The following is a 26,579-nucleotide window of genomic DNA, read 5'->3' as shown; positions in this document are numbered from 1 at the left end:
GATGCTGAGCTGTCATTGCGAGCGACTGCAAGGAGCGTGGCAATCCAGAAAAAATAATAAAAAAATTCTGTAAATCAGAATTTTTTAACTGGATTGCTTCGTCAATTACTTAAGTAATTTCCTTGCAATGACGGCTCAGCCAGCGGGCAAGGACATAAGAGATATAAACATGACAAAAATCCGCATTAATCTGCTTAGAAATTTATTCACAGAATATGATATAGACGGTTATATAATTCCGTCTAACGATAAATATATGAGTGAATATGTTCCAAGCTATGCAAAGAGACTTGAATATATAACAGGTTTTACTGGTTCAAACGGTATAGCTATTATATATAAAGATACAGCATTATTCTTTACCGATGGACGTTATTTAGAGCAAGCAAATAAAGAGCTGGATTTAGAGCTTTTTAAGCTTTTTGACTTAAAAGATATATCTAAGTTTGGTAAAGATGCAAAAATAGGATATGATTCTGAATTATTTACTTATCCCACTATATCAAATTTAAAGTTCAATTTTCAGAAGATTAATGGAAATTTAGTTGATAAGATTTGGCCAAATCAGCCGCTAGAGCCAAACTCTAAAGTTTATTTGCATGATATTAAGTTGGCGGGCGTTAGTCATACTGATAAAATAAGTAAATGTCGTGAAATTTTTTTGGATTCCCGCTTTTGCAGGAATGACATAGAGGAAAGCGGGAATGAAACCGAGCAATCTGCCTTAGTCATTCTCGATAGCTCCTCCATATGTTGGTTACTAAATTTGCGTGCCAGTGACGTTGCTTATACGCCTTTAATGTTTGCAAAAGTTATACTCACTTCTACACAATTATATTTGTTTATAAATCCTACAAGAATCGATGCCGAAATTATTAATGCTCGTCCTGAAATAACGATTTTACCGGAAGAAGAATTTGAAAATATTTTAAGAGATAGCGAGAATACACATCTTTCCAAACCAGCTTATAGAATTTTTATTGATGATACTATAGCATCTGTTCATATAATGGACTTAGTAGCTGATAAAAAAGTACAAAAAATTACCGATCCATGCTTAATGCTTAAAGCTTGTAAGAACGATGTAGAAATTAAGCATGCAATCGATTTGCATATTAAAGATGCAGTAGCTTTATGTGAATTTTTTGCTGATTTTTCTCAATGTCATCCCCGTGAAAACGGGGATCCAGAAAAACATAATAACGAATTGACCGAGTATTCCCTCGGTTTAAAGCTTACAGAGCAACGAGCTAAACAAGAGGGATATGTTTCGGATAGTTTTCCTGCTATTTGCGGATTTCAGGAAAATAGTGCTATTATTCATTATAGAGCTGACCCAAAAACTGCTAAAAAAATTGAAGGGCAGGGGATATTACTGATAGATTCCGGCGGTCAGTATCAAGGTGCTACTACCGATATAACTAGAACAATAGTAATAGGTACACCGACAGATGAGCAGAAAAAGCGTTATACGCAAGTACTTAAAGGACATATTGCTTTAGCTAAAGCCAAATTCCCAAAAAATATCATCGCAGGAGCTAATCTTGATATACTCGCTCGGCAATATTTATGGCAAGAAATGCTAGATTATCCACACGGTACAGGGCATGGGGTAGGGAGCTTCTTAAGTGTTCACGAAGGACCGCAAAGCATAAATCTTCGTAATAAAACAATACTTAAAGCAGGTATGATCTTATCTAATGAACCGGGGTTTTATGTTCCTGGAAAATATGGTATTAGGATTGAGAATTTGATGTATGTAAAAGAAAATAATGGATGGCTTGAGTTTGAGACCTTAAGTCTAGTGCCTTATGCTAGTAAATTGACTGATATGACACTACTTAATATTGATGAAATAAACTATATCAAGGAATATTATAACAAAATTAGAGCTAAAATTTATGATTTATTATCCACGCAAGCGAGGAATTGGCTTAATAATGAAATAAATTTATATTGTAATTGACGTTTCCGTTATTTATTGGTATAAAGTCTATACATTTCTAATTTTCTACATTGGGACGTCGCCAAGTGGTAAGGCAACGGTTTTTGGTATCGTCATCGGAGGTTCGAATCCTCCCGTCCCAGCCATTCGTCAATTTTCAATATTTTTACAATCCCTAAACATATTGACATGCATCCTAAATTTTCATTAAAATTGTTCTATAATCTATATTATGGAAAATAAGTGATAATTGATATGATTGATTAGTGCATTCGATTGGATTTGAACCAACGACCTTTGCCTTCGGAGGGCAACGCTCTATCCAGCTGAGCTACGAATGCAAATAACTAATAAGAGCGCTCCAAAATAAATTTAATAATCGAAAACAAATAGTCTTTATAAATATTCTGAACCGGAATTTTATTTAATAACTTACTTGCTGCATTTTCTAAGTTACTCAAATAATTAACTGTTTCATTGTAAATTTCATGCTTTACCATTAAGTCATGTATTTTTACAAAGTCATCTTTAGTACGCTTATCACATTTAATTATATTTTCAAGCCAAAGCTGCTTATCTTGCGCTAACTTATTATATAAAAAAATCAGCGGTAACGTAACTTTTCCTTCTAAGAAATCATCGCCAATATTTTTGCCTACCTGTTTATCATTACCCAAATAATCAAGCAAGTCATCTATAACCTGAAATATCGTACCGAGTAATTTCCCAAAGTCCTGCATATCTTTAGAAATATGGTCTACCTGCTCTGCTATAATAGCTCCAACTGCACAAGCAGTTCCAAATAGTTCGGCGGTTTTAGATTTAACTATTTGCTGATATTCGTCTATAGTTATAATACGTCGTTCATTTAACTTCACTAGCTGTACTACCTCCCCTGCGGAAATAATTGCTGAAGCTTTAGCTAGAACATTCATAGCTTTAATAGAGCCGGAAGCTACCATTAACTTAAAAGACTGACTAAAGAGGAAATCACCCACTAAAATACTTGTTTTACTGCCCCAAATAACGTTAGCCGTAGGTTTGAATCTTCTTAAAGTGCTGTCGTCTACCACATCATCATGAAGCAATGTGGCGGTGTGAATGAATTCAACGGCACTTGCGAGCTTTATATGATTATCGCCTTTATAATCAAACATTTTAGCAGTTATTATAGTTAAAAGCGGACGAATTCTTTTACCTCCTGCTTCTAGTAAATATTTACCGACCTTTTCTATTAACTCTTCATCACTTTTTAAACAGCTAATGATTAAATTGTTTAACTTAGTTACTTCATCTTTTAAATCTTGCTGTATTTTTACTATAATATTCATGGTTGGTATTTTTATAGGTTGTTCTGTCATTGCAAGAAAAAATTGAAAATTTTGACTCAGCAATCTCATGCCAAAACCCTGAGATTGCCACGCTCCTTTCAGTTGCTTGCAATGATGATTAACGAAGTTCATCGAGTATACATTCCTCTAATATTTTTTGATTAACATTAGGAATTAACTCCATAATTTTTTCTTTTACATTTTCACCGGGTTGCACTTTTTTTACTGCTGCTTGATATAAAGATAAATAATATAAAGGTATAAGTTTATTTATATCATCTATATTACCTATTTTAGCTTTGTTTAAATCGGACAAATCAAACACATACTCAATGCTAGCATCAATTAAATTAGATGAATTCGGGTGATCAGAAATAGTTTTTAAAAATGATTTCAAAGCATTTCCGTATACTTCCTTACTCTCTTCCGAAAAATCTTTAAAATCCCCTACTCCGTATATATATGCACTTAAAACATCTATTATTCTAGAGTAATCATTAATTATTATCGTACCTTTACTGTAAGAATCTTTAAGAGCATTTACTATAGTTTCATTTGTTATATTAAATCCCGATGCGTTTGAATAGAGACTTAAAGCATTTATCTGTGCTCTAGTTAATTTGTTTAATTCAGTTACTAAATTAATATTTAAATTAAAATTATATTCCCTATCTTCAAAAATACTAAAATTATATTGTTTATTATTATTTAAAATATAGCTTAGTTCATTATTAAAATCTTTATATAGCTTATTATCAGAAAGTTTAAATAAATAGGTTTGCTTATCGTAATATTTCTTTATAAATTCTAATGAACCTATTATAAAACCAGGTTTTAGCTTAAATTGCGAATCTACCAAAAGATCAATATTATTATTGCCGAAATCGTTTAACTTACCTTTATATAATAAATTAATATTATTTTCAAAGTTATTACTATTGATTTTTGCATTAGTAACTTCAATTGTTAAATCTTTAGCAATATCTTTAAAATGCACACTACTAGTACTAATCAAGAAATTACCGGAAAATTTGAAATTATTATTCCAAGCGGGTCTATATAATAATAAGCCGGCAGGTATTATTCTATCTTCAAGGTTACTTTGTACTATTTCGGTTTCATAATAAATTGCTAATTTTTGCGGTATGTTATCAAGGAAATCCTGTTTACTTGTATAATACTTACTTTTGTCAAATAACATAGTAAGTATAGTATGATCTTCTTCATATAATTTTTGATTATCGACTAAGTCAAAAATTTCTGTTTTACCGGAAGTAAATTTAATATTTTCTATTAAATTTATAACTTCAAATAAATCTTTTTTAAATCGTACTATTTCAAATAATTTAAAATTTAACGGTATTTTTGTTGATAATATACAGTTCTCATTATAAAATCTTACTCCAAAGCCTCTTTGAACCGGCTTAAATTTTCCGAATGCTTCTCCGGAAAAATGTATAAATAATTTCTGCTTAAGTAAATCATAACCGATATTTATCGGTGTGGTAAATTCAGTTACTCTATTAATACTCTCTTCTTGCCAATTAATTACTGAAATACCTAATTTGAAAGGAAAACCATATGGCTGAACTTTAGAAAACTTAATAAGATATTGCTGATTAGGATTATTATCAGCCTCTTCTATATTGAGGTTGGTACCGGCATATTTTTGATTTATAGAGTGTGATAAAGAGAACATAATAGTAAACCACAACCCACTATATGCGAGTATAATAAAGATAGTTATAAATAATATTATTTTAAGAATTTTTTTCATCTTTAAATCGGTATTATAGTGTGATTTTCTGTTGTTGTATGGATAAGTTTTTTCGTCATTGCAAGGAAAAATTGAAAATTTTGACGAAAGATTGCCACGCAGTCTACGACTGCTCGCAATGACTCGGTGGTATCTACGCAACAATGCCCGCTTGCAATGACGTTTACTTACACAGCTCTACATATTCCTTATTCAATTTTATAACGTTCCAAATCCATAAACTCATCATAACTATAAAAGTTATTAATAAATATATTATAATAGAATCAAAGGTAGCAGTCGGAATAATAATAAATATCAAAGACTGTATAAATGCTCCAAGCGATTTACCGAATTTAGTACCTATTACCTCTACGGCAGCTTTTCCCTTAGTTCTAAGCTCTAAAGATAAAGGAATATACGCCATTTCTTTTGTTGAATCGAATAATGAATATTTGGATGATTTACTCAGTATGTTCTGAATTGCTCCAACAATAATCGCTGCATATAGAAGATTAAAATCACCGAAACATTCTCCTATTTCTTCAATAAAAATTATAAAGATAAAAAACATCAAGCCGGTAATAGACAACATAATAGGAGTTAATAATGCCGAAATGAGCCAACCGAGTCTTCTAAGAATATTACTGCCTATTATCATGAAAGTAACGCATGATATCCCCATCCAAATATTAAACCTGCCCATAAAGTTAACATAGTCTATAGTGTTTGGATGTAATTCTTTTATTTTTGCTTTCCAAGGTCCTTCAACTATATTTATTAATAATCCATAACAGATTATTAATAAGGCAATACGACCTATATATTTTGAGTGAATTACTAATTTGATACTTTCAATTACCGAAAGTTTTGTTTTCATTTTAGCTGTAACTTTTTTTGCATCTAAAACATTTATGGAATCTGTTAAAATAAATCTATTTATTATTCTAAATAGAAGCATAGCAATTATTCCTGCAGTAACAATAATTGACATGATTGGCTGAAGCATTATAGCATTTCCGGCAGATGAATTAAAAGAATCCGGTAATAATTCTGAATCAATGACGTCCTGCCCGCTTGAGAAAAAGACAAGTACGCTGCCTGCTATTATAAGACCGATATTACCGACCATTCCAAGAACGGGATAGAATCTTTTAGCTTTAGAAGTATCAAAAATGTGATTGGCAAACTGCCAAAACATTAAGTTTATGACTACTGCACTCCATAATTCCGCGAAAATATACATCAGTGCATAACTCCATTGACTACCTATTTTAATAAACCATTTAAAATTAGGGTATGAAGCAATTAATTTATTTATCATTTCATCATTAGGATGATAAATATCTTGATTTGGATAAATAATATAGGCAAATAATAAGAAAAATAGTAAAAAACTGCCGACTATAATGTAGAAAATATATTCAAAATTTAAGTTATTACTAAGTTTAACATAAAGTACGGTAAAAATTACGCACGAGGGTAATACTAACCATAATTTTAAGAAGCTAATAATTTCAGCCCCCATAGAGGGTACTACTAAACTATCTTTGATAGATCTTAAAGCCCCAAAATTAAAAAGGATACATAACATCATTAAAGCCATAGGTATAAATAGCTTTAATTCTTTCCTTTCTATAGGCCACATTATTTCTTTAACTTTTTCAAAGAAAATTTTAGGCGGTAACATTTTTATTGTAACCTTACATATTAAAGTTAACTTTTAAATCTCTTAAGTGCTAAAGTCAATTAAAATAATTAATTTATACTACTCCAAGGTGTTATTTCTTTATATCGCCAGTAATATTTTGTGATCTTATCTAATTTGTCCTGATTTGTCTTCCATAATTCCTGCTTATCGGTAGTCCATGGCTTAGGTCCTGCATAGTGTAAAATGAAATAAGAAAAATAAGGGCTTTGAGTCTCAAAATATGTAAAACAGTTCCATCTCATCGATAAGATTTAATAAATCTTGGTTAGGAAAAGAAAAATCACATTTTGACTTTTGTAAAGTTTCTAAAAGCATATTTTTATCTTGCTTTTTTTGCATATTTTTTAAGTTTAAAAATACTACCCTGCTATTTTTATAAGAATGAGTTATATTTCTCTTACATTCTTTTGTCACTTTATGACTAATCTATGGGAGTTATTTGAAAACAGTGAACTTGTAAAAAATACATATGGATTAATGATTGTCAGTTAATTAATGTTCAAAATATTTCTGATGAAAAATTAAAAGAAAAAGCTTGGTCTGGAATCTTGCAGTTTTTTTTAAAACATATCCACAAACGAGATTTATTAAAGAGATGGCAAGAAGTAGCTGATCTTTTACCAGAATTTATTAAAGTTAATATCGGTATAGATTATATAGAGCTAATTTTGTCCTCTACACCTTGAATCAGATTAGGGAAAATGATAAAATAGCAATAGAAAAAATGCTTAAATCGCATTTAAACCCTGCATGAGGAGGAAACTTTATGAGAATAGCTTAGCTCATAGCTGGAAACAAGCAGGTATTGAAGAAGGTAGAAAAAAAGAGAAAATTACTATGGCTAAAGAAATGAAAAAAGAAGGGCTTTCTTTAGAAACTATTATGACAATAACAAAATTAGATAAGAAAGATATTGAGAAATTAAAATAACATGATTACATTACATGCCGCAAATAAACAGAAGACTCACATTTTTGCATATTAAGTTTATAGGAACTTAGAGCTAAAGGCATATATACTCGATCAACTTCAAAAAGAGCAAGGAGTCTATAAGCTCTGCGGTGCTCACGTATTAAGTATACGCTCCGCTCCTCGCCTTATAGACTCCTTGCTCTTTTTGAAGTTGATCTTCGTCTATCAATTCTTCATTTACTCGAAGTATATAAATTCATGTTAAATAACTCTCGTTTATGTATTATTTGGTTGTTTGGGCTTATTAGCGGTTTTAATCTAATGATTACCGGTAATACTTTAAATTATTGGCTTGCTAAAGAAGATATAGCACTGCAAACAATCGGTATATTATCATTCATAACGCTTCCCTACTCTATTAATTTCTTGTTAGCACCGATTTTTGATGCAGTGCAAATTAAATATTTAAACAAAATATTCGGTCATAGATTATCTTGGATTTGCTTAACTAGTAGTGCATTGATATTTCTTATATATATTTTCAGCTTTCTAGATCCCAGTACTAATCTATTATTATTTGCTTTCACGGCTTTAATTATTTCTTTTTTTAGTGCTGCACAAGATACTATATTAAGTGCTTTAAGAACGGAAATAGTACCTAAAGAATCGCTTGGGTTTACTTCAGGAATATACATATTCGGTTATCGGGTCGGTATGCTTTTAGCCGGTTCTGGAGCTATTTATTTATCTATTTATTTAACATTTAATGAAATATATAAAATCTTTGCCGGTTTAGTATTTATTTATTTAATTTTATTGATTGTAGGAATTAAGTATTGTGATTTAAACGAGAACATACATATACAGATAATCAAGAATGATATAAAAAATAATCAAAATAAAAAAAACATAATAAATTTTATATATAATGCGTTAAAACCTATAGGTTCTGTTTATTTCATTATTCTTATATTAATTTTCCTAGTATTATATAGGTTACCGGATAACTTAATTAATGTTATGATTAATCCGTTTTTGCTTCATCTTGAGTATGATGCTTTTGAAATAGCAAGCGTTGGAAAGTTTTGTGGAGTTGTAGGAGCTATAATCGGTGGACTTGTCGGCGGGGTTATTATGAAACATAAAAATATATTAAATAGTATATTTTTATTTGGTATTATTCATGCTTTAGGACATATTTTATTTATTTTTCTTGAAATAAACGGTAAAAATTCTTTATTATTATTTATTACGATAGGAATAGCAAGTATTACCGGCGGTATGACAATGACTGCTTATATCGCTTTTATTTCTGCACTCTGTCAAGGTAAATTTCGAGCTACTCAATATTCTTTTCTTTCATCGATGATGGGGATTTCGCGCTCAATTTTTCCTATAATTTCAGGCTATATGGTAGTAAATTTCGGTTGGCAAAATTTCTTTTTATTTACTACTATTATAACTATTCCGTCTTTATTAATATTATTAAAAATAAAAACTAAATTACAATAATGAATGATATATATTAAGTATAATATTTTTAATACCGTATTTTGCTATTTCTTCCATTATACCAAGTATTTTTATATTAAATCAAAGTGCAAAATATCGTAGCTTCAAAAAAGCTCTACCTAGTGTAATTGTTCGATATGTTATAATATACTTATACATATAATCGTTTTCAATCATGATTTCTTCTTTATTTTTATGATTTGGTATATAGCAATACCTTTTTTCATAATTGGATTTATTTTTCTAATCTGTATGGAATATAATACTTGGAATCAATCATATTTTAATTTAACAATAGAACCTTAGCCTATTTCTATGTGGAAACAAAGTTTAGTTTCTATATTGTGATATCAATATTATCTATATTAAACCCATATATAATGAGTATATTAAATATTGGTTTTTACAAATATCAAGGAAATGACATTAAAATTATTTACATGTTTATTTGTATATAGTTTTTATCATTGGCAATAATTGGTTATAATATTAGAAAATTAAATAAAAATGCTATAATATTAAAAATAATTAATAAAATGGGAGCAGTAACAATTTGGAGCATAGCTCTAGTATATAAAATGGCTATTTAAATGAATAATGATATATTAAGTGCTTTTTTACATGGCATCGTTTTAGCTCTCGGTTTAATAGTGCCGCTCGGAGTACAGAATATTTTTATATTCAATCAAGGAGCAACACAGCCAAAGTTTAGCAAGGCTTTACCTAGCATAATTGCAGCCTCAATATGTGATACTATGCTTATATGTATGGCAGTTCTTGGGATATCTTTGTTAATTCTTGAAATTTCTTGGTTAAAATTATCTATATTTATTGTTGGATTTATTTTCTTAATTTATATGGGATATAATACTTGGAATCAGCCGCCTATTGATCTTACAATGAATTCCGGGGCTTTTTCAGCTCAAAAACAAATTTTATTTGCTATATCGGTGTCAATATTAAATCCGCATGCAATTATGGATACGATTATAGTAATAGGTATTAGTGCTTTAAAGTATAGCGGTATTGCAAAAATTATATTTACCTTAACTTGCATACTTATATCTTGGATATGGTTTTTTTCTTTAGCAGTTGCAGGTTATAATATTAGAAAGCTAAATAAAAGTAGTACGATTTTAACTATAATTAATAAAATAGCTGCTATTATTATTTGGGCAGTTGCTTTTTATATTGGAGTACAAATATTGTATGAAATCGGTTTTATTAACTAGACATATTGAAGAAAATAATGAAACTATAAAGGAAATAAGTAAATATAATTTAGATTTACGTGATATTCATTGTCCTTTAATTAAATATAAAACTTTAGATTTTAATATCGATATTTTAGATAATTACTCAAATATAATAATAACTAGTAAATATGCAGCAAGTATCTTAACCGGTCATAACTTAAAACAAGATATTTGGGTAGTAGGTAGTAAGTCAAAACGATTATTAGGAAAGAAAGTAATGTATACTGCTAAAAACGTGGAAGATTTGATTAAGCATTTTCCTCCTGATTTATATGAGCAAACTATATATTTATCTTCAAATGAAATTACTCAAGATTTACCTAGCAAAATAGCTAGACATATCATTTATAATGTAGAATATTTGAATGAGCTGCCCGTATCTATTATAAAAGAATTTAACAATAATATTGATTTTATATTACTTTATTCTCAAAATAGTGCTAGGACTTTAGTAAAATTATTACTGCAAAATAATTTACTAGAGTACTTACAAGATAGTTTAGTTGTAGCCATAAGTTTGAAAGTTGCAAATATAGTTAGACCTTTTATAAAAAATGTGGTTTATTGTGATGATCAAAACCTTAACGATATAATCAAGTTATTATCTGAAAATGCACAAATTCGATAGTTTATTTAAAAGCAAAAACATCTTTTTTATAGCAATAGTAATATTTGTCTTATCTTCTTTTACTCTTTATCATAATAGATCCGATATTTTAAAACTTTTTAAAAGTGAAAATAAGGATTTAAGCCAAATTCCTGATCAAGCAGTAGCAAATAAAGAAAATACTACCCTGGAAGAAAAGGAAGCAGCTCCTCTATTATCTACCAAGTCGCTTTTAAATTACGTAAGTTCTTTAAAGTTTCCTGAAGCACCGACTAATTTAGTAGAACCAAAATTAGAAACTGTAGTCAATTCAGCTTCATTCGGATACAAGGAACAAGGAGCGAAGAAGCCTATAACTAATAGGAGAGCGACGAGTGATGAGGTAGGCGTATGGGTATCACTTGACTATATTAATTACTTATTAAATTTAAATCTATTAGTATATAATTTCATGCAAGATAAGGATTATAGTAAAGAACTAAGAATAGTAAAATCCCGCCTGCTGCCTCAAGATATAAGGAATATTTTAAATAACTTAGAAGCATATAATAATTATCTTTTTTCTAAATCAAGTAGTACGGAAGTAATTTTTCCTACCAACCATAAGTGGCTGGAGAAGTTTATCAAAATTGAAAAAAAACCTTCTGCTATGATGATAAAAGAACAAGATAAACCTCTAATTTTAGAGAACTTAAACTATCTAATCGATTGTCTTTATTCAGAAAAATTTATGCAGGAGTTTGTAAATAAAGATGTTTAGGTTATTATTAATATGTGCTACTTTTTTACTGCTTTATTTCGGGTTTACTTTTATAGAGAGGTTTGATTCAAAAGTTTTTATTAGTTTATATGATTATAGTATAGAGACTACCTTGTTCTTTAGTCTTATTTTAAGCCTTTTATTACTAATTTCTTGTTTTATTGTCATTAGATTTCTAATATTAATTATCGATTTACCATCTAAAATACATAATATTTTTAGTAAACGAAAAATTAATCATGATAGATATGCTTTAATTTTAGCTTTTGCCGAATATATTATGAATAATAAAGCTAAATCTGCTTCTATTGTTCGCAAAAATTTATCTTCTGAAGATCTAAAAGATTCACAAGAATTCCATAATTTAATCTTAGCCGTAACTGAAGAGGATGTAGATAGAAAAATTTCTTATTTTCAAAAACTTATTACATCTAAAGAATTTGTTTTTTACGGTAGCAAAAATCTAGCAAAACTTTATTATGATAAATCTTTTTATGAGCAAGCAGAAAATTACGCAACAAAGGCTTATAATTTCAATGAACTTGATATTGACAATTTAATTACTTTAATGCGTTGTTATGCTAGACTTTCTCTATGGACAAAATTTATTTTTATAACGAATAAGCTCGCAAAATTTCATAAACATGAGTCTATGCCGGAAATTGCTGAGTATTATTTATTAGCAGCGAAGCAAGAAGTAGAAAGTAATAATACGGCTAATGCTATAGATTATTTGGCAACGGCTGTAGATTTAAATTTTTATAACGACGAATTACTAGAATTTTACTTTAATTTAAATAATAAGCTTAATGCTAATAAAAAGATCAAAATATTAAAAGATGCTTTTCGTATTATCCCTTCTTTAAAATTAGTGCAGCTATTTAAAAAATTTACTTCTCTATCAGATAGGCAAATTTATGAAGAATTAACTCAAGAGTTAGATGCTAAAAAAGATGAAATATTAATTTTAGCAATAGAAGCTTATTTAGAATTGTAGACGTTGTGATATGGATTCTTTTATGTTATTCCCACGAGGTATTGTTGCGTGAATACCGAGTCGTCATTGCAAGCAGCCGTAGGCTGCGTGGTGATAAAAAAATTCTGTAAATCAGAATTTTTACTGGATTGCTTCGTCAATTGCTACGCAATTTCCTTGCCATGACGACTTGGGTACCTGCAACAACGCCTGCTCACAATGACGGATAAGCCGAACCACACAACAAAAACTAATATAAAAATAATTTCTTTGGGTGCTTACTAATTTCTTCATTTACATTATTATTATGGTGATGATAATTAGATTGAATTGTTATTAAATAAGCATTTATTGCTTTAGAAAATTCTTCAGTTTTATAACGAAAGAAATGGTCAGCTCCATTGATAATTTTATAATCAACTTTAATATGGGATTGTTGCTTAGATAATCTATTTGCTAGGTCTTTTACATCATCTGCCGATACTATACTATCATTATCTCCCTGTAATATAAACCCTGGAATAGGACAAGGTGAGAGGAATGAGAAGTCATATTTATGAATTGTATTAATCGGCGGTGAAATAGCAATAAAATGATTTATTTCCGGACGTCGCATTACAAGTTGCATAGCTATCCATGCTCCGAAAGAAAATCCTAATATCAGATTAGACTGAGCATTTGGGTTATTCTGCTGTAACCAGTCGAGAGCTGCCCCCGCATCAACCACTTCACCGACTCCGTTATCAAATTTACCTTGTGATCCCCCTACTCCTCTAAAATTAATACGTAAGACGGTATAACCGTTATCTGCTAAAATCTTATAGGCATTATAAACTACTTTATTATTCATATTACCCTCATATAAAGGATGAGGATGAAGAACTAATGCAATAGGGGCGTTAGGCGCGGTAGCTTTTGCATATCTTCCTTCAATTCGTCCTTCCGGACCGTTAAAATAAATTTGTGGCATAATTATTCATAATATTTAATTTGTTCGATATGATATTTTACCACTTTTTCTTATTAGTGCAACTATTCTGAATTAAAATATGAGTGTATTGACGCATGCCGCCATATATACTAAAATGTAGTCAAATCAGTTGGATGTAATTACAAAGAGCGAGCAGCGCAGCATATAGATAATCGGAGAGCGACGCGAGACGATGTAAGTGAATTCAAATCATTTGACTATAGCGGATAATGATAACTGAATGGAGATATATTATGAATACAGTAGATATTAGATTACGCGTTTCAGCAGATATAAAACTTGAAGCAGCAGAAATATTTAAGCAAATGGGGATGACTATGTCAGAAGCCATGAGGATATTTTTCTAACTCAATGTATAAATAGCGGCGGTTTGCCTTTCAAACCACATATTAAGATTCCTAATGAAAAGACTATAAAAACTTTTGAGAATACAGATAAGCAAATTAGTTTAACTATCGCAAATAATACAAAAGAAATATTTAATAAGTTAGGCACCTAATTTGTATCATCATTACAAACGACTAAAAACCTTGTTGTACGACTTCTATGTCATTCCTGCGAAAGTGGGAGTCTAGAAAGGATCACCTTAATACTAGTATAAAAATTACAGATTATTGACAAAATAAACCTAAAAAAACAAGTTTTGTATAGGTTTTACTGGATTCCCGGTTTCGCGGGAATGACATATAAAGATTATCTAAGAAAATACTGCTCGCTCCACTGCATCTACGCTATGTTGCACTAAATCCTTAGCAATTTCTTTAGTAATCATCTTTTTTAGACCGTTTTTAAGTTCTTGTCTAACACATCCAAGCATTTGCGGTTCTGCTACAATAATCAATTCCTTATATTTAGCTTGATCAGCAGTAGTTACTTTCTCTAAATGTTTAATAACGCTCCTTGCTGCTTCTTTATGTGCTATATCTTTTAGCGAAGTATGCGGCTCAAACAACGAAGCCGGTGTAGATTTATTTTGGTAAAGGCTTTGTCTTTTTTCTCTATGGTGGTGATGCTCCTCTAAATCCAAAGATAATTTTAAAGGTGTATTAGTAGTAATTTTAACTCCTTGAGCGTCGTAAAGCATCATTTGCTTACTATCGATAACTGCAATTAATTTTAACGCTGTTGTCCTTACCATAAATACCTCTATAAAAACTAAGTTGTAATTTTATGATAATACTAATTATTTTTAAAACCTAATATTAATTTAATAATTTTTGCTTTTCACTGTTAATAATTTGCTCAACCTTGTCATTAAGTATACGTACGTCTGTTTGCTCTATTTCTTCTTTTTCTATTACACCTATAATCTTTATCTTTATAGTTCCAGGTTGCTTAAACCAAAAACCTCGAGGCCAAAATAAACCGGCATTATGAGCTATCATCACAATTGGAACTTTAGTAATTGAAGCAAGCTTTACGGCACTTGGTTTAAATTTTACCGTTCTATCAGGCGGAACTTTAGTTGATTCCGGAAATATTATTAACCATAATCCTTCTTTTATTTTTTCCTGACCTTCTCTTAAAATCTGAGCAACCGAGCTATTAGTACCACGGTCAACCGCAATAGGTTTAACCATCCGAAGTCCCCAACCAAGCAGGGGTATATTAAATAATTCACGCTTTAATACCCAAGAATGTTTAGGAATAATCAGTTGCATAAACATTTGATCCCAAAAGGATTGGTGATTAGACACGACGATTGCAATAGTCTTCGGTAATTTCTCAAGCCCCTCTACTTCATATTTTAAACCGCAACAAATTTTTGCAAGCCACACAAAAGCATAAGAAAAGATAATGGCAATTCTATATCTTATGTGATAGTTGACATTGAAAAATGTTACTGGTATGTAACATATAAGAAAAAAAATAAATGTAAATAACGATAATAATCCGTAAAATGATAAAATTCTTAAACGCCACAGCATAATTATTAAGATAATTATATTAATTAAAATGGTATTTATAACATAATTTTACAATGAGTAAAATAAAAAGGTATTAAATGAAAAAAACTGTTCTTTCCGGTGTGCAAGCAACCGGTTCTTTACATCTCGGTAACTATCTTGGTGCAATTAAAAACTGGGTTAAAATGCAGGAAGAATATAATTGTTTTTTCTTCTTAGCAGATTTGCATGCTATCACGGTTGATATTAAGCCATCAGAACTTAACAATTCAATTATGGAGGTACTTGCTGTTTATTTAGCAGCAGGGCTTAACCCCGACAAAGTAACGATTTTTGCCCAAAGTATGGTGAAAGAGCATACTGAACTTGCTTGGCTACTAAATTGCGTTACACCGCTTGGATGGTTAAAGCGCATGACGCAATTTAAAGATAAAGCAGGTAGTGATCAAGAAAAGGCTTGTCTTGGGTTATTTTCCTATCCGGTACTTATGGCAGCGGATATCTTAATATATAAAGCCGATATAGTGCCTGTAGGTGAGGATCAGAAGCAGCATTTAGAGCTAACAAGAGATATTGCAGGGGTAATAAATAGAAAATTTAACAAAGAAATTCTAAAAGTTCCTGAGGTGTTAATTAGTGAAACAGGCACAAGAATCATGAGCTTACGGGATGGATTAAAGAAAATGAGTAAATCTGATATTTCGGATTTTTCCCGTATCAATTTAAAAGACGATAACGATCTTATTCATCAAAAAATAAAAAAAGCCAAAACCGATCATTTAAGTTTTGTTAGCTATGATCAAGAAACAAGACCGGAAATTAGTAATTTATTAGATATTTATAGCAGTTTATCCGAAGAAAGCTTGGAACAAATAATCGGTAATTATCAAAACCAAGGTTTCGCAAAATTTAAAGAAGATTTGGCAGAAATTATTATTACAAATCTACAACCGATACGTGATAAATATTTAGAATTAATGAATGATAAAGAATATTTATTAAAAATACTGCACAAAGGAGCAGAAAAAGCAAGAATTAGAGCTTCTGAAACGGTTAATGAAGTGAAAGAACAATTCGGATTTGTAATTTAGATTCATATATTGCAAGATTTCCCTTGAAATATATAAGATTATTTGGTATGAATCTTCTTGGGTAGGTGGCCGAGTGGTTTAAGGCACTAGTCTTGAAAACTGGCGTACGGGCAACCGTACCGTGGGTTCGAATCCCACCCTATCCGCCAGCTCAGTTTATAGTATTATACCCTTTTATTTGCTTTATAGTGCTTAGTATATTTATCTAGTAAAATCCTAATCATTTTTTGATAAGGCACATGTGCAGTTGCTGCTTCTGATTTAAAAAATTCTACGCTCTCTTTACTTAAAGAAATGGTTACTTTTACTGAATCATCTTTTAATAAAAGTTCTCTAGGATGTGGTAAGAAATCTTTTACTATTTTTACTTCCCCTATTTCCCCATCAGTGTATTTTATCTCTTGCTCATAAATGCTCTTGCCTTTACGCCAGTATCCTGCTCCAACAATTCTTATATGATTACCTCGGAACATAAAACGGACTGTTAAATATTACCATCAACTTTACCTAAACAAAAATATCTTTTTATGGTCTACATCTTGAAGGATTATCCTTTTGATATCTAGAAAAGCTTTTTGAGCTTCATAAAAGCTTACGTTATGCTACCCAATATTAATTTTATTTAATAATACTTAGCTCTATACTAAATGTCCATATATGTAATTTAAAATCACTATCTTTACTAAATTCTAATAGACCTTCTAAATGATTTTTTTGTATAGAAGAAGCAATTTTAACTTCAAATGCATCATTATTTTGAAATATAAAATCAACCTCATATCCTTCTTTAGTACGCCAATAAAATAATTCATCTCTTTTGTTGTTTAAATATTTATAAGCTATTAATTCTAAGAATACATAATGCTCAAAAGATTTACCAGCATCAAACCCTGTTATTTCCTGATATTCATATTTCCTTAGGTAATTTGCTCAGTGCGGTATCGAAAAGGTAAAATTTAGGCATTTCCGTAATAATTTGCCTTTTGCTAAGTGATCTATACGGATAAAGATGATATCCTAAATACATATCTTCTAATATTTCAAGATATGTTCTAACGGTTTTTGCATCAACACCGCAATCTCTTGCTATATTACTATAATTTATCATCTCATCGTTTGAAATGCCTATAATCTCTAGAAACCTTGCAAGTGCTTCGCGTTTTCTTAAATTTGCTTCACAAACTGTACTTCAGGTAAAATATAGTCATATAAATAGGACGCAAGATATTTATGAATCTTTTTTGATGCAATATAATGATCAGGTATTAGTCCATGATTAAAAATTTTATGCCAATCAAGCTCTTTTATCTCAGAATATCATAGAGCAGCAAAAACATATATCTCCAAGCTCTTCTGCCAAGTAAATTGCTACCTGTTGATTTTAAGCGCCTAGTACTGGAGCAGCAAAGGATCAATTGTAAAGATTTATTAGATTCTATTAAATAATGAACCTTATCTAACAGTAAGGGAATTTTTTGCACCTCATCAATAATAATAGTTGAGATGCCGTCTTTTGACTTAAACTCTTCTCTTAAACGTTCAGGATTTTGAAAGTAAACTTTATAGATATCAGCTTGTAATCAATATATATATATCCGGAAAACGTTGTTTCAGATATGTTGACTTACCAGTTTTACGTGCTCCCCACAAAAAAACAGGACTGTCCTTTTGGTAATTCTAAGTCTAAAAATCTTTGTATTGTCATGATAATATCTTGCAAATTTAGATATTTTAGGAGTATATTCCCTAAATAGCTATTTATCTAGTTGATTTAAGAGGTTATCTGTAAATAAATTGTAATTAGCAAGTAAAGAGCTTTTTTAACAAAAATTGATAAGATTTTTGATAGGGTGTTATTCATATCTCAAAAAAATCTTATAATTTGCAGCAAAAAAGAATTAAATTATCGATTAAAATTTATTTACAGATAGCTTCCAACATCATTTTAGCGGCTTTTATGCCTGCTTCTGTTGAAGTTTTTATATTGGTAGTTTCGGTATGGAAAGTTATTTTACTGCCGTCAAGGTTACCGAGCATAAAATTGGTTTGTATATTAGACACCTTCCCAAACTCTACTTCTAGGGGTAATTTGTACGTCAATCCGGTACTTGCATCTGTGCGATTGCTTTTGTACGCTGCGGTGGCAAGTGCTTCTGTGTTTCCTTCAAGTACCTCCCTATAAGCGAGTTTGGAAAGATGTCTAGGATTTGCATCTAGATATTGTGAATAAGCAGCAATCGGGGTGCGGCAATTAGCATCTAGATACTCTAAAAATGCTCTTTCGGGTTTTATGAGTTCAAAAGTGGGAAGATGATTAATTTGGTTGCATATCTCAAGCATAGCATTATCATCTTTTCTAATCTCAACTGCAATGACTCCCTGCCCTATACACGGTAACATCTGTGAATACTCTATCAAATGGCAATACTCCGGATTAAACACCTCTAACCTTTTAAGACCTGTATATGCTAAAATTGTTGCGTCAACTTCGCCGGTCATTAGCTTTTTTATTCTTGAATCAACATTCCCTCTAAAAACCGTTACCTTTAAATCCGGTCTTATTTTTTGGATAAATGCTTTTCTTCGTACTGCCGAGCTACCTATTACGGCATTTTGCGGCAGCTCTTCTATAGATTTATATTTTAGACAAACAAAAACATCTCTGGGGTCTTCACGCTCTAAAACAGCAGCTATTACTAGCGGTTCAGGCATTCTACCCGGTACATCTTTTAAAGAATGAACAGCTAAGTCAATTTTTTTATCAAGCAAGGCTTGCTCTATTTCCTTTAAAAATAAAGCTTTACCGCCTATATCGTATAATGGTTTATTTTGGATTAAATCCCCGCTAGTAATAATCGGCACTATTTCACAATTGATATCAGGAAAAAATTGTTTGATTTGCTGAATAACTAAATTAGTGTGTATTAAAGCAAGTGGACTTTTTCTTGTACCTATTCTGATAGAATTTGTCATTTGTTTTCTACTATTTCAAAAGGGCTAGTAAAACTTAAAACATTACTGTTTATAATTACTTCATGATTCATAATAACTGGATGATTTACTTCTCCATGCCCTATGCCTGCTGCTTTATAAGTTCCAATATTTTGAATATGATTTAAACAAAAACTTTTTATAGCTTGTTCTACAAACTCATCCCCTTTAGTAAAATCACCAAAGATTATTGCCTTTATGCATTCAAATATACCGGTATTTTTTAATTGAACTAGATTACGATGTACGGCATAGGCTTTTTCATTAACGTCTTCAAGCAATAGAATTTTATTGTCATCCCCGTGAAAACGGGGATCCAGTATTATTTTTTCTGGATTCCCGCTTCTGCGGGAATGACATAAAGAAGCATAGGAATGAGAATGAATGTGCAAACCAGTACTAATCAATTTAGTTAAAACCGTTAAATTCCCGCCTGTTATTGTACCTGTTATATTTTCCTCACTAATTTTCTTTATAGGTATAAGTTGTATTTCACTCTTTTCTCCTTTAAGAACATTTATTATAGGCATAATATCCTGATTAGTAGGCGGTAGTAACGAAGTTAACACTGAACCGTGAATAGTTGGGATATTATAATGGTTATTTAGTAATAAATGCAAAACGGTAATATCGCTATAGCCTATCAGGACTTTATCCCCTTTTTGTTCTATATTAAAACAATCTTCTACAAATTCACTGCATCCATATCCGCCACGAAAAGCCCAAATTATTTTAACCTGTTCATTTTCCATAGCTTCTTTAAACATTCTCAACCTTTCCTCTTTAGAAGCAGCGAAAAAAGGCAATGCATCACCTGAAAAAATCTTATCATCTACTAAAGTTTTAAAACCATGCAACGCTAGTATTTTAATAGCTTCCTTTAATTTATCTTGTGCATCTAGACAGCTTGACGCCGGTGCTATAATTGATATAAAATCTCGTTGTTTATTAAAAATAATTTTTTTCATAATAATGTCATACCGTGGTCCTGCCACGGTATCCGGTAAAAATGTTAAAAAATGCGTGTTATAAGTTGTTTTTTGGATACCGTGGCGGGGCACGGTATAACAGCAAACAGTACTGTATTCCTGTGATCAACGGAATGACATTTTCAATTACAAAGGCATCGTAAAAATAAAAGTAGTCTTTCCCTGTTTATCGTTTTCTGCCCAAATTTTTCCGGCGTGCAGTTCTATTACTTTCTTACATAATGCAAGTCCTACTCCTCTACCTCCTACCGTACGTGTTTTAGAGCTTACGACAAATACACCGAATATACTCTGCAATTCCTCTTTCAGTACTCCTATTCCATCGTCTCTTATACTAATAAAACAAGATATTATTTTCTTGCATGTGTAGATCAATTTTTATTATTCCCTCACTACAATAGCTGATAGCATTTATTATTAGATTATCGAATGTGTGTTTAATATAATGAGGATCACAGTTAAAATTGAAAAGAATATAATTATTATATTCTTTTCAATATCAGATACAAAATTTAAGATTTTGCCGTTTAGATATAATTTCTTACATATTTTAATCCTTTCATGTAGCAATTCGCTTAAGTTTATATCTTTTTTATTGAGTGCATAATTAAGACTGGATAATTTTGAAAAATCTAGAATATTATTTATCAAGCTATTTAATTTAATAGAGCTTTTAGCTATAATCTCTACTGCATTGCGACGCTGATCTTCATTAAATTTATCATAATTAGCCCATAAGGTTTCACCAAGGCTAATAATACCGGTTAGCGGTGTATTGATTTCATGGTTTATATTACGTAAGAACTCATGTTTCAAATCAAGTAACTTCTCTAATTCCTGCTCTCTATAATTAACTCTATTACCTAAAGGAGTATTTTTTAGGTTAACTAATTTTTCTTGCTCCTGCCTTGGTTTTAAGCATACTATTAAAAGGCTAATAAATAAGGTTAGGAATATACTACTTTGAATTGAAAACTATCTATGCTAATTAATAACTTCTCATCCATAAAATATTTATAAAGCTCTATACTAGCAAACGTAACGGTCATAAGTAGTAAAGTAGCTTGCCACCTGAATATCGTTGCAATTATAAGTAAGTTAATTATCAAACACATTAATTGCAGTTGATCAAAACTACTTGATATAACAAGTAAACTACCGAAAAATATTAATATAACGAAAGTAGCCACAAACCCAGATAAAGATATAATATAATTCTTTTGAAACTTTAAAGACCATAAAGGATAAGTAATTAATATTGCAGCAGTTATAAGTGTGGTATGGTAAATAATATTATATATCTCCAAATTGTTCATTATTCTGCTACCTGATGTGATATATAAAGATGAGAACATCGATATTAAAATAAATATACCGACATAACTATAAGTAATTTCTTGATTTGGTAGGGTACTTTCCCAATATTGAAAGATGTTAAAATTCTTAAGATCACGAAATAAAGTCACACCTTTTCTTTCTCTCTCTTGCCTGATTATTTTAACGGTTAGCGGCTCTTTTAAAGAACTAAACCCTCCGGGTTGCTTTAAAATATAATGGCTTTCAAGGAAAAAGAGTAAAGTTACAATAGTTGCCGGTAGTATCGGATAAATACCTAGAACTGCTCTTGAAGAAAATATTTGCCACAATATAATAGTTAATATTGCAGTAATCATACCGATAAAAAAACTTTTGGCACTTGATTTAAAACCGTATATTAACAAAATTAACGGCAAAGTGATTAGCGGCAATAATAAAAATAGATTTATTAAATCTTTAATGTAGAGCGATATAATAAAACCTATTAATCCTATAGTAATTGCGGTTATATAATTATAATTTAATGAAGCTTTTTTAATTATGTCATTAGTAAAAGTTACCACTGCAACGTTAATATAAGAGTGTGTACTTGCGATTATCATTGCCATAATAACGCCGACTATTAACCCCTTAAATCCTATATAACTTTTAATGATCCGTAAAAACAATTCATTGGCGTTAACTACCGGATCTTGAGACAATAATAATATTGCAATCCAAATGAATAAAACGGATAAAAAAAGACAAATAACTGCCGAAATAAAAAATGTTCGTGATATTTGCCTTGTGTCTTCTGCCATCGATATTCTTTGAAAAATTGAAGGACCAAGTGATGGAATCACAAAATATATAAAAATATTTAAAGAAATCCAAAATTTAGGACTAGTATAGTGAAACAATCCTTGTAAATCAGTAAGACGAGTTTGTACATTTGAGTCTATAACTATATGCGGATCGCTAAAAACATTCCATACGAAAATTCCTATTACTGGAATAATTGCACTATAAGTAAAAAACTGTACGGCTTCGGTAAAAGTAACCGATTTTACACCGCCAAAAGCAGAATAGCTTATTATTACAGTGGCAATACATAAATCTATGTAAAAATTTGAAATGTTAAAGAATAGCTGTAATATTAAACTTGCTACGTGGAATTGCATGGCAATCCTACCTATAGACATTAATATACTACCTATCGACGTAAGAATACGAACTTTGTTACCATACGCCTCCCCTATTATTTCTGCTGCCGATAAGCTACCCAAAAAATTCTCAAAACGAGGAGCTATAAAGTCACTAATTAATAACCAACTAACAACGCTACCGAATATACTAGGTAATAAGTACAATAATCCGTCCGTATATATTCTTGAATTATCGATTAAAAAAGTACTAGTACCGATCCAAGTAACAATAAGAGTTGCGACTATTGTACCTGTAGAAAAATTCCTTGTTCCTATCGCATATTCGCAAATATTTTTTATATTTGTGATATTTAGAAGTCCAACTAGCAAATTAATCGCTAAAAAGCTAGTAAAAATAAGGAGATCTATATTTGGCATAGAGTTAAGTTATAGGGATTTTCTATGCAAATAATAATAAAGATAAAAAAAGAAACAAACAATATTTTTGTGGAGTTAAAAAAGTATGTAATTCCTACGAATACACATGGGTGTCATAAGACTCGATGTCATTCCCGCGTAGGCGGGAATCCAGTACTTCAAAACTTTTTAAAAGATTTTTTTAAAGCTCGCTTTATGCTGAAATTCCTGCTTCTGCGGGCATGACATAAACGAGCCATGCAATAAGGCCGCTTTTAGCTAGGAATGACATACAAGACTCATTTTTATTCATAAAGATTAAACTTCTACTGCCCTGACCTAATGATGCTACAGTATAATCGTTATTATACCAAGTTGTGTACTCATCAAGTGCATTATGACAATCATTGTCATCAACTATAGCTGTTTTTTTCTCTTCTCATACATCTGCTGCAGTTTTTATTACCTACCATCTTGATACTTGGATCAAACGGTGGCTTGTTTTCTTTATTTAATAATGCTTTTAGAGTTGGCAGTTTTGGGTTGCTAGCATTATACTTTTGAATTGTTTAAAAATAATCTATGGCTAGGAGTAGCTGCATCTTGAGTACACTGAAGATACATTACCGCCATTTTTTATTAAAGTTTCTACGATTTTAGTAGCGTTATAATCGCTATACCAATCAAGTGGTGTTTTACCACTCTTATCATAGAAATTTACATCAGGTTTTGTATGCGTATTTTTATGCATTTTCTAAGAATTCGGCTCCAAATTCACCGAACCATGCTATTGCATTAGAATTCAATTGATCCATAATGTTAGGATTAAATCCTTGCTGTTTTACTATTTTTTCTATTATAGGCTCAGCTAAAGATTTCAGTTCTTTAAAATTGTTGATTAACAATGTTTTTTCTTGACCGGATGCTTTTGCAATATCTTGTTTAATAGACCATATTATATTACCAAGCGTAGCAATCATATTATTACCACCGGTAGAATTTTCAAGGTTACAATTTCCTAATGTTTTTTCTACTAATTCCTTTACATTCATTATTAAAGTTTTAAAACCTGCTTGAGCTAAATATTTATGACCATTATCAGACATTTTAGATATTGTATTTTGTATTTGTAAAGTACCGGTAGCTAATAAATTTAATATATTATTTGCTTCAAGCGAAGGATTAACACCAAATTTAACTAGATTCTCAATTATTTTATAATATTTATCCATTTGAGTTTGAAATAAACTTATATTTTGATTACTCGGATTATTAGTAATAAGCTGATATTTATTGTAGAATATAAAGCAATATGATTATCTTGACCAAGATCATTAATATCTAAACCTAATTGTGTAAATTTTTCAATTTGTGTCTTACGGAAATCATCAGAAATATGCGACTCCATAGCAACACAGAAAAAATTATGAATTTGTGCTTTCTCAGTTGAAACAAATTTTGCCATAAGTGCAGGGTTATGATGAAATACATCAATAACATTGGAGCTATTACTCCAAATACCCCATTCAAGTATAGTATTACCGTTTGTATCTTTCTTATCCCAATTATTGTCAGTGATTAGGATCATTTTGTTTAATATCTGTACAGCAATATTTTCTAAAACATTTTTAACATTCTGATCTTATTGTTGAGGTATTAAACTACAAAGAGCTTCAAAAATATTAAGTTTGTTGTTAACATTAGTTCTGTTTAATATAGCCGGTATTAATTGTATGTTTCCTGAAGTTAATAATTGAAAAGGTGTATACATAAAAGTCTCCAATTTATATTAATTTTTTATAAAAAATACCATGAAATATGGTTTGTATCTTTTGTGTCTATTTATAATTATAATAATACATGAAAACTTGATAAATGTCAAGTAATTATTAAAAAATTAACTATTATTTAATACCAAGGTGCGAGAGATAAGTTGATTTTAATCCCTTTAACGGTAACATCAGCTTCTTTATCGGCAAGATATTTTTCTTCTCTGATTAAGGCAATTGCTTTATTGTGATAACTTGAGCATATTACGCCGATTGTATTGTTATCTGCGAGTATTTCTTCATCTTTAACTAATGAAGATAAATCTTCATCTGCTGTAATTTTATATATCTTTCTTCTTATAACTCCTTGATATTTAGCCCTTGAAATCACTTCCTGCCCGACATAACAACCTTTATCAAAACTAATTGCATTTAACTCCTCAGCACCATACATATTTGGAATAGATTTATCTGTGATTAAATCTTCCACACCATCTATTATTGCAAAATTATATTTATCTTCTAGGTATATTGGATTCCCGTTTTCGCAGGGAGATGTTGTTGAGGGGGGCGGTTCCCCCTCTGTCACCCTGTGGCTTGACCACGGGGTCCAGTCTTTTTTAATTATTGTCTGGATACCGCACAGCGGTATGACATCGAGCTTATTTATTGAGCGGAAACCAAGCTTAGCATAACGAGGATCACGAACCGTAATTAGCGATTCTATATCTAATTTTTGCAGTGAGTAGATAACTTTATATTCGTTACTACAATCTATTACTTGTATTTTTGAGCGAAATTTATAGAAGTTTAAATACTCTATCAAAGCAGCTTTATTACTTTTATCAATATCAAGGTAAATTTCCTCAGGGTTATGAACATACACGAAAAAATCAAATAAATATCTTCCTTGATTATTAAGCAAATAAGTATAGCAATAATTATAGTCAATTGATTTGGACTCGCCTACTGCGTTACTCGTCGTCTCGCCTATTATTGGCTTCGCTCCTCGCTCCTTGTATCCGAATTCAACTGAATTGACTATACTCTTACAAATATCGTTAGTAATGAGATTTTGTAGGAACTTTACGGAATCGAAACCTATTATTTTGATAACGTCTCTATTACTTAATATTTCATACATAATTATAATATTATTGACTTTATAGGTTCCTAACTACTATACTCTAAATTTATATAAATTAAACGTAATAATC

General features: G+C 30.5%; 31 protein-coding genes, 3 tRNA genes and 3 pseudogenes. 15 read left to right on the top strand and 22 right to left on the bottom strand.

Annotation, left to right across the window (positions count from 1 at the left end):
- Position 1 precedes the first annotated feature (1 nt).
- The 3 genes and pseudogenes from RC_RS09060 to RC_RS03660 all read left to right on the top strand — a co-directional run.
- Positions 2 to 114: pseudogene (locus RC_RS09060) on the top strand (lytic transglycosylase domain-containing protein); the annotation flags it as partial.
- A gap of 13 nt (positions 115 to 127) precedes the next feature.
- Positions 128 to 1,966: an aminopeptidase P family protein gene (locus tag RC_RS03665; RefSeq protein WP_010977344.1), complete on the top strand. Its 1,839-nt coding sequence runs from the start codon at positions 128 to 130 to the stop codon at positions 1,964 to 1,966.
- A gap of 51 nt (positions 1,967 to 2,017) precedes the next feature.
- Positions 2,018 to 2,091: transfer RNA gene (locus RC_RS03660), tRNA-Gln, on the top strand.
- Positions 2,092 to 2,212: 121 nt separating this feature from the next.
- Here RC_RS03660 and RC_RS03655 read toward each other — a convergent pair.
- The 5 genes and pseudogenes from RC_RS03655 to RC_RS11035 form a co-directional block, all read right to left on the bottom strand.
- Positions 2,213 to 2,286, bottom strand: a tRNA-Arg gene (locus RC_RS03655).
- A gap of 6 nt (positions 2,287 to 2,292) precedes the next feature.
- Positions 2,293 to 3,276, bottom strand: a complete 984-nt coding sequence (locus RC_RS03650; protein WP_029374466.1) for a polyprenyl synthetase family protein — start codon at positions 3,274 to 3,276, stop codon at positions 2,293 to 2,295.
- Positions 3,277 to 3,394: 118 nt separating this feature from the next.
- Positions 3,395 to 5,053 (bottom strand): hypothetical protein, encoded by a 1,659-nt coding sequence (locus RC_RS03645; RefSeq protein ID WP_014410777.1) that lies wholly within the window; start codon positions 5,051 to 5,053, stop codon positions 3,395 to 3,397.
- 163 nt (positions 5,054 to 5,216) lie between these two features.
- Positions 5,217 to 6,722 carry a nucleotide exchange transporter Tlc3 gene (gene tlc3, locus RC_RS03640; protein WP_010977341.1) on the bottom strand — a complete coding sequence of 502 codons (1,506 nt, stop codon included), beginning with the start codon at positions 6,720 to 6,722 and terminating at the stop codon, positions 5,217 to 5,219.
- 68 nt (positions 6,723 to 6,790) lie between these two features.
- Positions 6,791 to 7,163, bottom strand: a pseudogene (locus RC_RS11035) (glycosyltransferase family 8 protein); the annotation flags it as partial.
- A 47-nt stretch (positions 7,164 to 7,210) separates the two neighbouring features.
- Between RC_RS11035 and RC_RS09055 the strand changes: the two are divergent.
- The 8 genes and pseudogenes from RC_RS09055 (at position 7,211) to RC_RS03595 (ending at position 12,787) form a co-directional block, all read left to right on the top strand.
- Positions 7,211 to 7,429 (top strand): Rpn family recombination-promoting nuclease/putative transposase, encoded by a 219-nt coding sequence (locus RC_RS09055; protein ID WP_201763732.1) that lies wholly within the window; start codon positions 7,211 to 7,213, stop codon positions 7,427 to 7,429.
- Positions 7,426 to 7,673 (top strand): annotated as a pseudogene (locus tag RC_RS09490) (transposase). The gene RC_RS09055 and the pseudogene RC_RS09490 overlap by 4 nt, the downstream one beginning before the upstream one ends.
- Positions 7,674 to 7,913: 240 nt before the next feature.
- Entirely contained in the window at positions 7,914 to 9,167 is a 1,254-nt protein-coding gene (locus RC_RS03620; protein WP_010977337.1) for an AmpG family muropeptide MFS transporter, read from the top strand.
- A 467-nt stretch (positions 9,168 to 9,634) separates the two neighbouring features.
- Entirely contained in the window at positions 9,635 to 9,757 is a 123-nt protein-coding gene (locus RC_RS03615; protein ID WP_012150903.1) for a hypothetical protein, read from the top strand.
- On the top strand, positions 9,758 to 10,399 hold the full coding sequence (locus RC_RS03610) for a LysE/ArgO family amino acid transporter (protein ID WP_010977336.1): 642 nt from the start codon (positions 9,758 to 9,760) through the stop codon (positions 10,397 to 10,399).
- Complete coding sequence (locus RC_RS03605) at positions 10,377 to 11,051, top strand: uroporphyrinogen-III synthase (RefSeq protein ID WP_016830802.1); 675 nt, start codon at positions 10,377 to 10,379, stop codon at positions 11,049 to 11,051. Before RC_RS03610 ends, RC_RS03605 begins: the two co-directional genes overlap by 23 nt.
- Complete coding sequence (locus RC_RS03600; RefSeq protein ID WP_010977334.1) at positions 11,035 to 11,790, top strand: palindromic element RPE2 domain-containing protein; 756 nt, start codon at positions 11,035 to 11,037, stop codon at positions 11,788 to 11,790. The genes RC_RS03605 and RC_RS03600 overlap by 17 nt, the downstream gene beginning before the upstream one ends.
- Positions 11,783 to 12,787: a tetratricopeptide repeat protein gene (locus RC_RS03595; RefSeq protein WP_010977333.1), complete on the top strand. Its 1,005-nt coding sequence runs from the start codon at positions 11,783 to 11,785 to the stop codon at positions 12,785 to 12,787. The genes RC_RS03600 and RC_RS03595 overlap by 8 nt, the downstream gene beginning before the upstream one ends.
- A gap of 229 nt (positions 12,788 to 13,016) precedes the next feature.
- On the opposite strand, the gene RC_RS03590 is transcribed toward RC_RS03595, so the two are convergent.
- Positions 13,017 to 13,736, bottom strand: coding sequence for an alpha/beta hydrolase (locus RC_RS03590; RefSeq protein ID WP_010977332.1), 720 nt, complete (start codon positions 13,734 to 13,736; stop codon positions 13,017 to 13,019).
- Positions 13,737 to 13,990: 254 nt separating this feature from the next.
- Between RC_RS03590 and RC_RS09900 the strand changes: the two genes are divergently transcribed.
- Positions 13,991 to 14,104 carry a type II toxin-antitoxin system RelB/DinJ family antitoxin gene (locus RC_RS09900; protein ID WP_014273549.1) on the top strand — a complete coding sequence of 38 codons (114 nt, stop codon included), beginning with the start codon at positions 13,991 to 13,993 and terminating at the stop codon, positions 14,102 to 14,104.
- Positions 14,105 to 14,127: 23 nt separating this feature from the next.
- On the top strand, positions 14,128 to 14,256 hold the full coding sequence (locus RC_RS09895; protein ID WP_041471767.1) for a hypothetical protein: 129 nt from the start codon (positions 14,128 to 14,130) through the stop codon (positions 14,254 to 14,256).
- A gap of 198 nt (positions 14,257 to 14,454) precedes the next feature.
- Here the strand turns inward: RC_RS09895 and RC_RS03575 are convergent, their stop codons facing one another.
- Positions 14,455 to 14,895, bottom strand: a complete 441-nt coding sequence (locus RC_RS03575) for a host attachment protein (protein ID WP_004998294.1) — start codon at positions 14,893 to 14,895, stop codon at positions 14,455 to 14,457.
- A 64-nt stretch (positions 14,896 to 14,959) separates the two neighbouring features.
- Positions 14,960 to 15,685 (bottom strand): lysophospholipid acyltransferase family protein, encoded by a 726-nt coding sequence (locus RC_RS03570; protein WP_010977331.1) that lies wholly within the window; start codon positions 15,683 to 15,685, stop codon positions 14,960 to 14,962.
- A gap of 77 nt (positions 15,686 to 15,762) precedes the next feature.
- Here RC_RS03570 and trpS point away from each other — a divergent pair, with 77 nt between their 5' ends.
- Both trpS and RC_RS03560 read left to right on the top strand, forming a co-directional pair.
- Positions 15,763 to 16,755 carry a tryptophan--tRNA ligase gene (trpS, locus tag RC_RS03565; RefSeq protein WP_010977330.1) on the top strand — a complete coding sequence of 331 codons (993 nt, stop codon included), beginning with the start codon at positions 15,763 to 15,765 and terminating at the stop codon, positions 16,753 to 16,755.
- 59 nt (positions 16,756 to 16,814) lie between these two features.
- Positions 16,815 to 16,904, top strand: a tRNA-Ser gene (locus RC_RS03560).
- A gap of 15 nt (positions 16,905 to 16,919) precedes the next feature.
- On the opposite strand, the gene RC_RS03555 is transcribed toward RC_RS03560, so the two are convergent.
- The 14 genes from RC_RS03555 to RC_RS03500 form a co-directional block, all read right to left on the bottom strand.
- Positions 16,920 to 17,228 (bottom strand): hypothetical protein, encoded by a 309-nt coding sequence (locus RC_RS03555; RefSeq protein WP_010977329.1) that lies wholly within the window; start codon positions 17,226 to 17,228, stop codon positions 16,920 to 16,922.
- A 145-nt stretch (positions 17,229 to 17,373) separates the two neighbouring features.
- Positions 17,374 to 17,598 carry a DUF4143 domain-containing protein gene (locus tag RC_RS07615; RefSeq protein WP_231283003.1) on the bottom strand — a complete coding sequence of 75 codons (225 nt, stop codon included), beginning with the start codon at positions 17,596 to 17,598 and terminating at the stop codon, positions 17,374 to 17,376.
- A gap of 64 nt (positions 17,599 to 17,662) precedes the next feature.
- The gene (locus RC_RS03550; protein WP_377184049.1) at positions 17,663 to 17,878 is read right to left on the bottom strand and encodes a DUF4143 domain-containing protein; all 216 of its coding nucleotides are present in this window, start codon (positions 17,876 to 17,878) and stop codon (positions 17,663 to 17,665) included.
- 181 nt (positions 17,879 to 18,059) lie between these two features.
- Positions 18,060 to 18,245, bottom strand: a complete 186-nt coding sequence (locus RC_RS07605; RefSeq protein ID WP_233417467.1) for a hypothetical protein — start codon at positions 18,243 to 18,245, stop codon at positions 18,060 to 18,062.
- 427 nt (positions 18,246 to 18,672) lie between these two features.
- Positions 18,673 to 19,728 (bottom strand): hydroxymethylbilane synthase, encoded by a 1,056-nt coding sequence (hemC, locus tag RC_RS03545; RefSeq protein WP_010977327.1) that lies wholly within the window; start codon positions 19,726 to 19,728, stop codon positions 18,673 to 18,675.
- On the bottom strand, positions 19,725 to 20,714 hold the full coding sequence (locus RC_RS03540; protein ID WP_041471724.1) for an LD-carboxypeptidase: 990 nt from the start codon (positions 20,712 to 20,714) through the stop codon (positions 19,725 to 19,727). The genes hemC and RC_RS03540 overlap by 4 nt, the downstream gene beginning before the upstream one ends.
- Before the next feature lie 147 nt (positions 20,715 to 20,861).
- Positions 20,862 to 21,110 carry a sensor histidine kinase gene (locus tag RC_RS09890; RefSeq protein ID WP_010977325.1) on the bottom strand — a complete coding sequence of 83 codons (249 nt, stop codon included), beginning with the start codon at positions 21,108 to 21,110 and terminating at the stop codon, positions 20,862 to 20,864.
- 42 nt (positions 21,111 to 21,152) lie between these two features.
- On the bottom strand, positions 21,153 to 21,551 hold the full coding sequence (locus RC_RS09885) for a sensor histidine kinase (protein WP_010977324.1): 399 nt from the start codon (positions 21,549 to 21,551) through the stop codon (positions 21,153 to 21,155).
- Positions 21,552 to 21,682: 131 nt separating this feature from the next.
- Positions 21,683 to 23,614, bottom strand: a complete 1,932-nt coding sequence (locus RC_RS09880) for a sodium:solute symporter family protein (RefSeq protein WP_010977323.1) — start codon at positions 23,612 to 23,614, stop codon at positions 21,683 to 21,685.
- 565 nt (positions 23,615 to 24,179) lie between these two features.
- The gene (locus RC_RS10280; protein ID WP_010977322.1) at positions 24,180 to 24,344 is read right to left on the bottom strand and encodes an ankyrin repeat domain-containing protein; all 165 of its coding nucleotides are present in this window, start codon (positions 24,342 to 24,344) and stop codon (positions 24,180 to 24,182) included.
- On the bottom strand, positions 24,337 to 24,825 hold the full coding sequence (locus RC_RS07600) for a hypothetical protein (RefSeq protein ID WP_010977321.1): 489 nt from the start codon (positions 24,823 to 24,825) through the stop codon (positions 24,337 to 24,339). Before RC_RS07600 ends, RC_RS10280 begins: the two co-directional genes overlap by 8 nt.
- Before the next feature lie 17 nt (positions 24,826 to 24,842).
- Positions 24,843 to 25,181 carry a hypothetical protein gene (locus tag RC_RS03505; RefSeq protein WP_010977320.1) on the bottom strand — a complete coding sequence of 113 codons (339 nt, stop codon included), beginning with the start codon at positions 25,179 to 25,181 and terminating at the stop codon, positions 24,843 to 24,845.
- Positions 25,182 to 25,235: 54 nt separating this feature from the next.
- Entirely contained in the window at positions 25,236 to 25,364 is a 129-nt protein-coding gene (locus RC_RS10800) for a hypothetical protein (protein ID WP_014273554.1), read from the bottom strand.
- A 137-nt stretch (positions 25,365 to 25,501) separates the two neighbouring features.
- Positions 25,502 to 26,506 (bottom strand): YgfZ/GcvT domain-containing protein, encoded by a 1,005-nt coding sequence (locus RC_RS03500; protein ID WP_010977319.1) that lies wholly within the window; start codon positions 26,504 to 26,506, stop codon positions 25,502 to 25,504.
- Between the last annotated feature and the right edge of the window lie 73 nt (positions 26,507 to 26,579).

The organism is Rickettsia conorii str. Malish 7, from assembly GCF_000007025.1.
Taxonomy (GTDB): Bacteria; Pseudomonadota; Alphaproteobacteria; order Rickettsiales; family Rickettsiaceae; genus Rickettsia; species Rickettsia rickettsii.
The sequence above is the reverse complement of the archived record's forward strand: the minus strand, read 5'-3'. Positions and strand labels throughout refer to the sequence as shown.

Excerpts from the sequence above, each read along its gene's own strand:
- RC_RS03665 (WP_010977344.1), top strand. The coding sequence starts at position 128 with ATGACGGCTCAGCCAGCGGGCAAGGACATAAGAGATATAAACATGACA.
- RC_RS03650 (WP_029374466.1), bottom strand. The coding sequence starts at position 3,276 with ATGAATATTATAGTAAAAATACAGCAAGATTTAAAAGATGAAGTAACT.
- RC_RS03645 (WP_014410777.1), bottom strand. The coding sequence starts at position 5,053 with ATGAAAAAAATTCTTAAAATAATATTATTTATAACTATCTTTATTATA.
- tlc3 (WP_010977341.1), bottom strand. The coding sequence starts at position 6,722 with ATGTTACCGCCTAAAATTTTCTTTGAAAAAGTTAAAGAAATAATGTGG.
- RC_RS03620 (WP_010977337.1), top strand. The coding sequence starts at position 7,914 with ATGTTAAATAACTCTCGTTTATGTATTATTTGGTTGTTTGGGCTTATT.
- RC_RS03610 (WP_010977336.1), top strand. The coding sequence starts at position 9,758 with ATGAATAATGATATATTAAGTGCTTTTTTACATGGCATCGTTTTAGCT.
- RC_RS03605 (WP_016830802.1), top strand. The coding sequence starts at position 10,377 with ATGAAATCGGTTTTATTAACTAGACATATTGAAGAAAATAATGAAACT.
- RC_RS03600 (WP_010977334.1), top strand. The coding sequence starts at position 11,035 with ATGCACAAATTCGATAGTTTATTTAAAAGCAAAAACATCTTTTTTATA.
- RC_RS03595 (WP_010977333.1), top strand. The coding sequence starts at position 11,783 with ATGTTTAGGTTATTATTAATATGTGCTACTTTTTTACTGCTTTATTTC.
- RC_RS03590 (WP_010977332.1), bottom strand. The coding sequence starts at position 13,736 with ATGCCACAAATTTATTTTAACGGTCCGGAAGGACGAATTGAAGGAAGA.
- RC_RS09900 (WP_014273549.1), top strand. The coding sequence starts at position 13,991 with ATGAATACAGTAGATATTAGATTACGCGTTTCAGCAGATATAAAACTT.
- RC_RS03575 (WP_004998294.1), bottom strand. The coding sequence starts at position 14,895 with ATGGTAAGGACAACAGCGTTAAAATTAATTGCAGTTATCGATAGTAAG.
- RC_RS03570 (WP_010977331.1), bottom strand. The coding sequence starts at position 15,685 with ATGCTGTGGCGTTTAAGAATTTTATCATTTTACGGATTATTATCGTTA.
- trpS (WP_010977330.1), top strand. The coding sequence starts at position 15,763 with ATGAAAAAAACTGTTCTTTCCGGTGTGCAAGCAACCGGTTCTTTACAT.
- RC_RS03555 (WP_010977329.1), bottom strand. The coding sequence starts at position 17,228 with ATGTTCCGAGGTAATCATATAAGAATTGTTGGAGCAGGATACTGGCGT.
- hemC (WP_010977327.1), bottom strand. The coding sequence starts at position 19,728 with ATGACAAATTCTATCAGAATAGGTACAAGAAAAAGTCCACTTGCTTTA.
- RC_RS03540 (WP_041471724.1), bottom strand. The coding sequence starts at position 20,714 with ATGAAAAAAATTATTTTTAATAAACAACGAGATTTTATATCAATTATA.
- RC_RS09880 (WP_010977323.1), bottom strand. The coding sequence starts at position 23,614 with ATGCCAAATATAGATCTCCTTATTTTTACTAGCTTTTTAGCGATTAAT.
- RC_RS10280 (WP_010977322.1), bottom strand. The coding sequence starts at position 24,344 with ATGCATAAAAATACGCATACAAAACCTGATGTAAATTTCTATGATAAG.
- RC_RS07600 (WP_010977321.1), bottom strand. The coding sequence starts at position 24,825 with ATGGATAAATATTATAAAATAATTGAGAATCTAGTTAAATTTGGTGTT.
- RC_RS03505 (WP_010977320.1), bottom strand. The coding sequence starts at position 25,181 with ATGATCCTAATCACTGACAATAATTGGGATAAGAAAGATACAAACGGT.
- RC_RS10800 (WP_014273554.1), bottom strand. The coding sequence starts at position 25,364 with ATGTATACACCTTTTCAATTATTAACTTCAGGAAACATACAATTAATA.
- RC_RS03500 (WP_010977319.1), bottom strand. The coding sequence starts at position 26,506 with ATGTATGAAATATTAAGTAATAGAGACGTTATCAAAATAATAGGTTTC.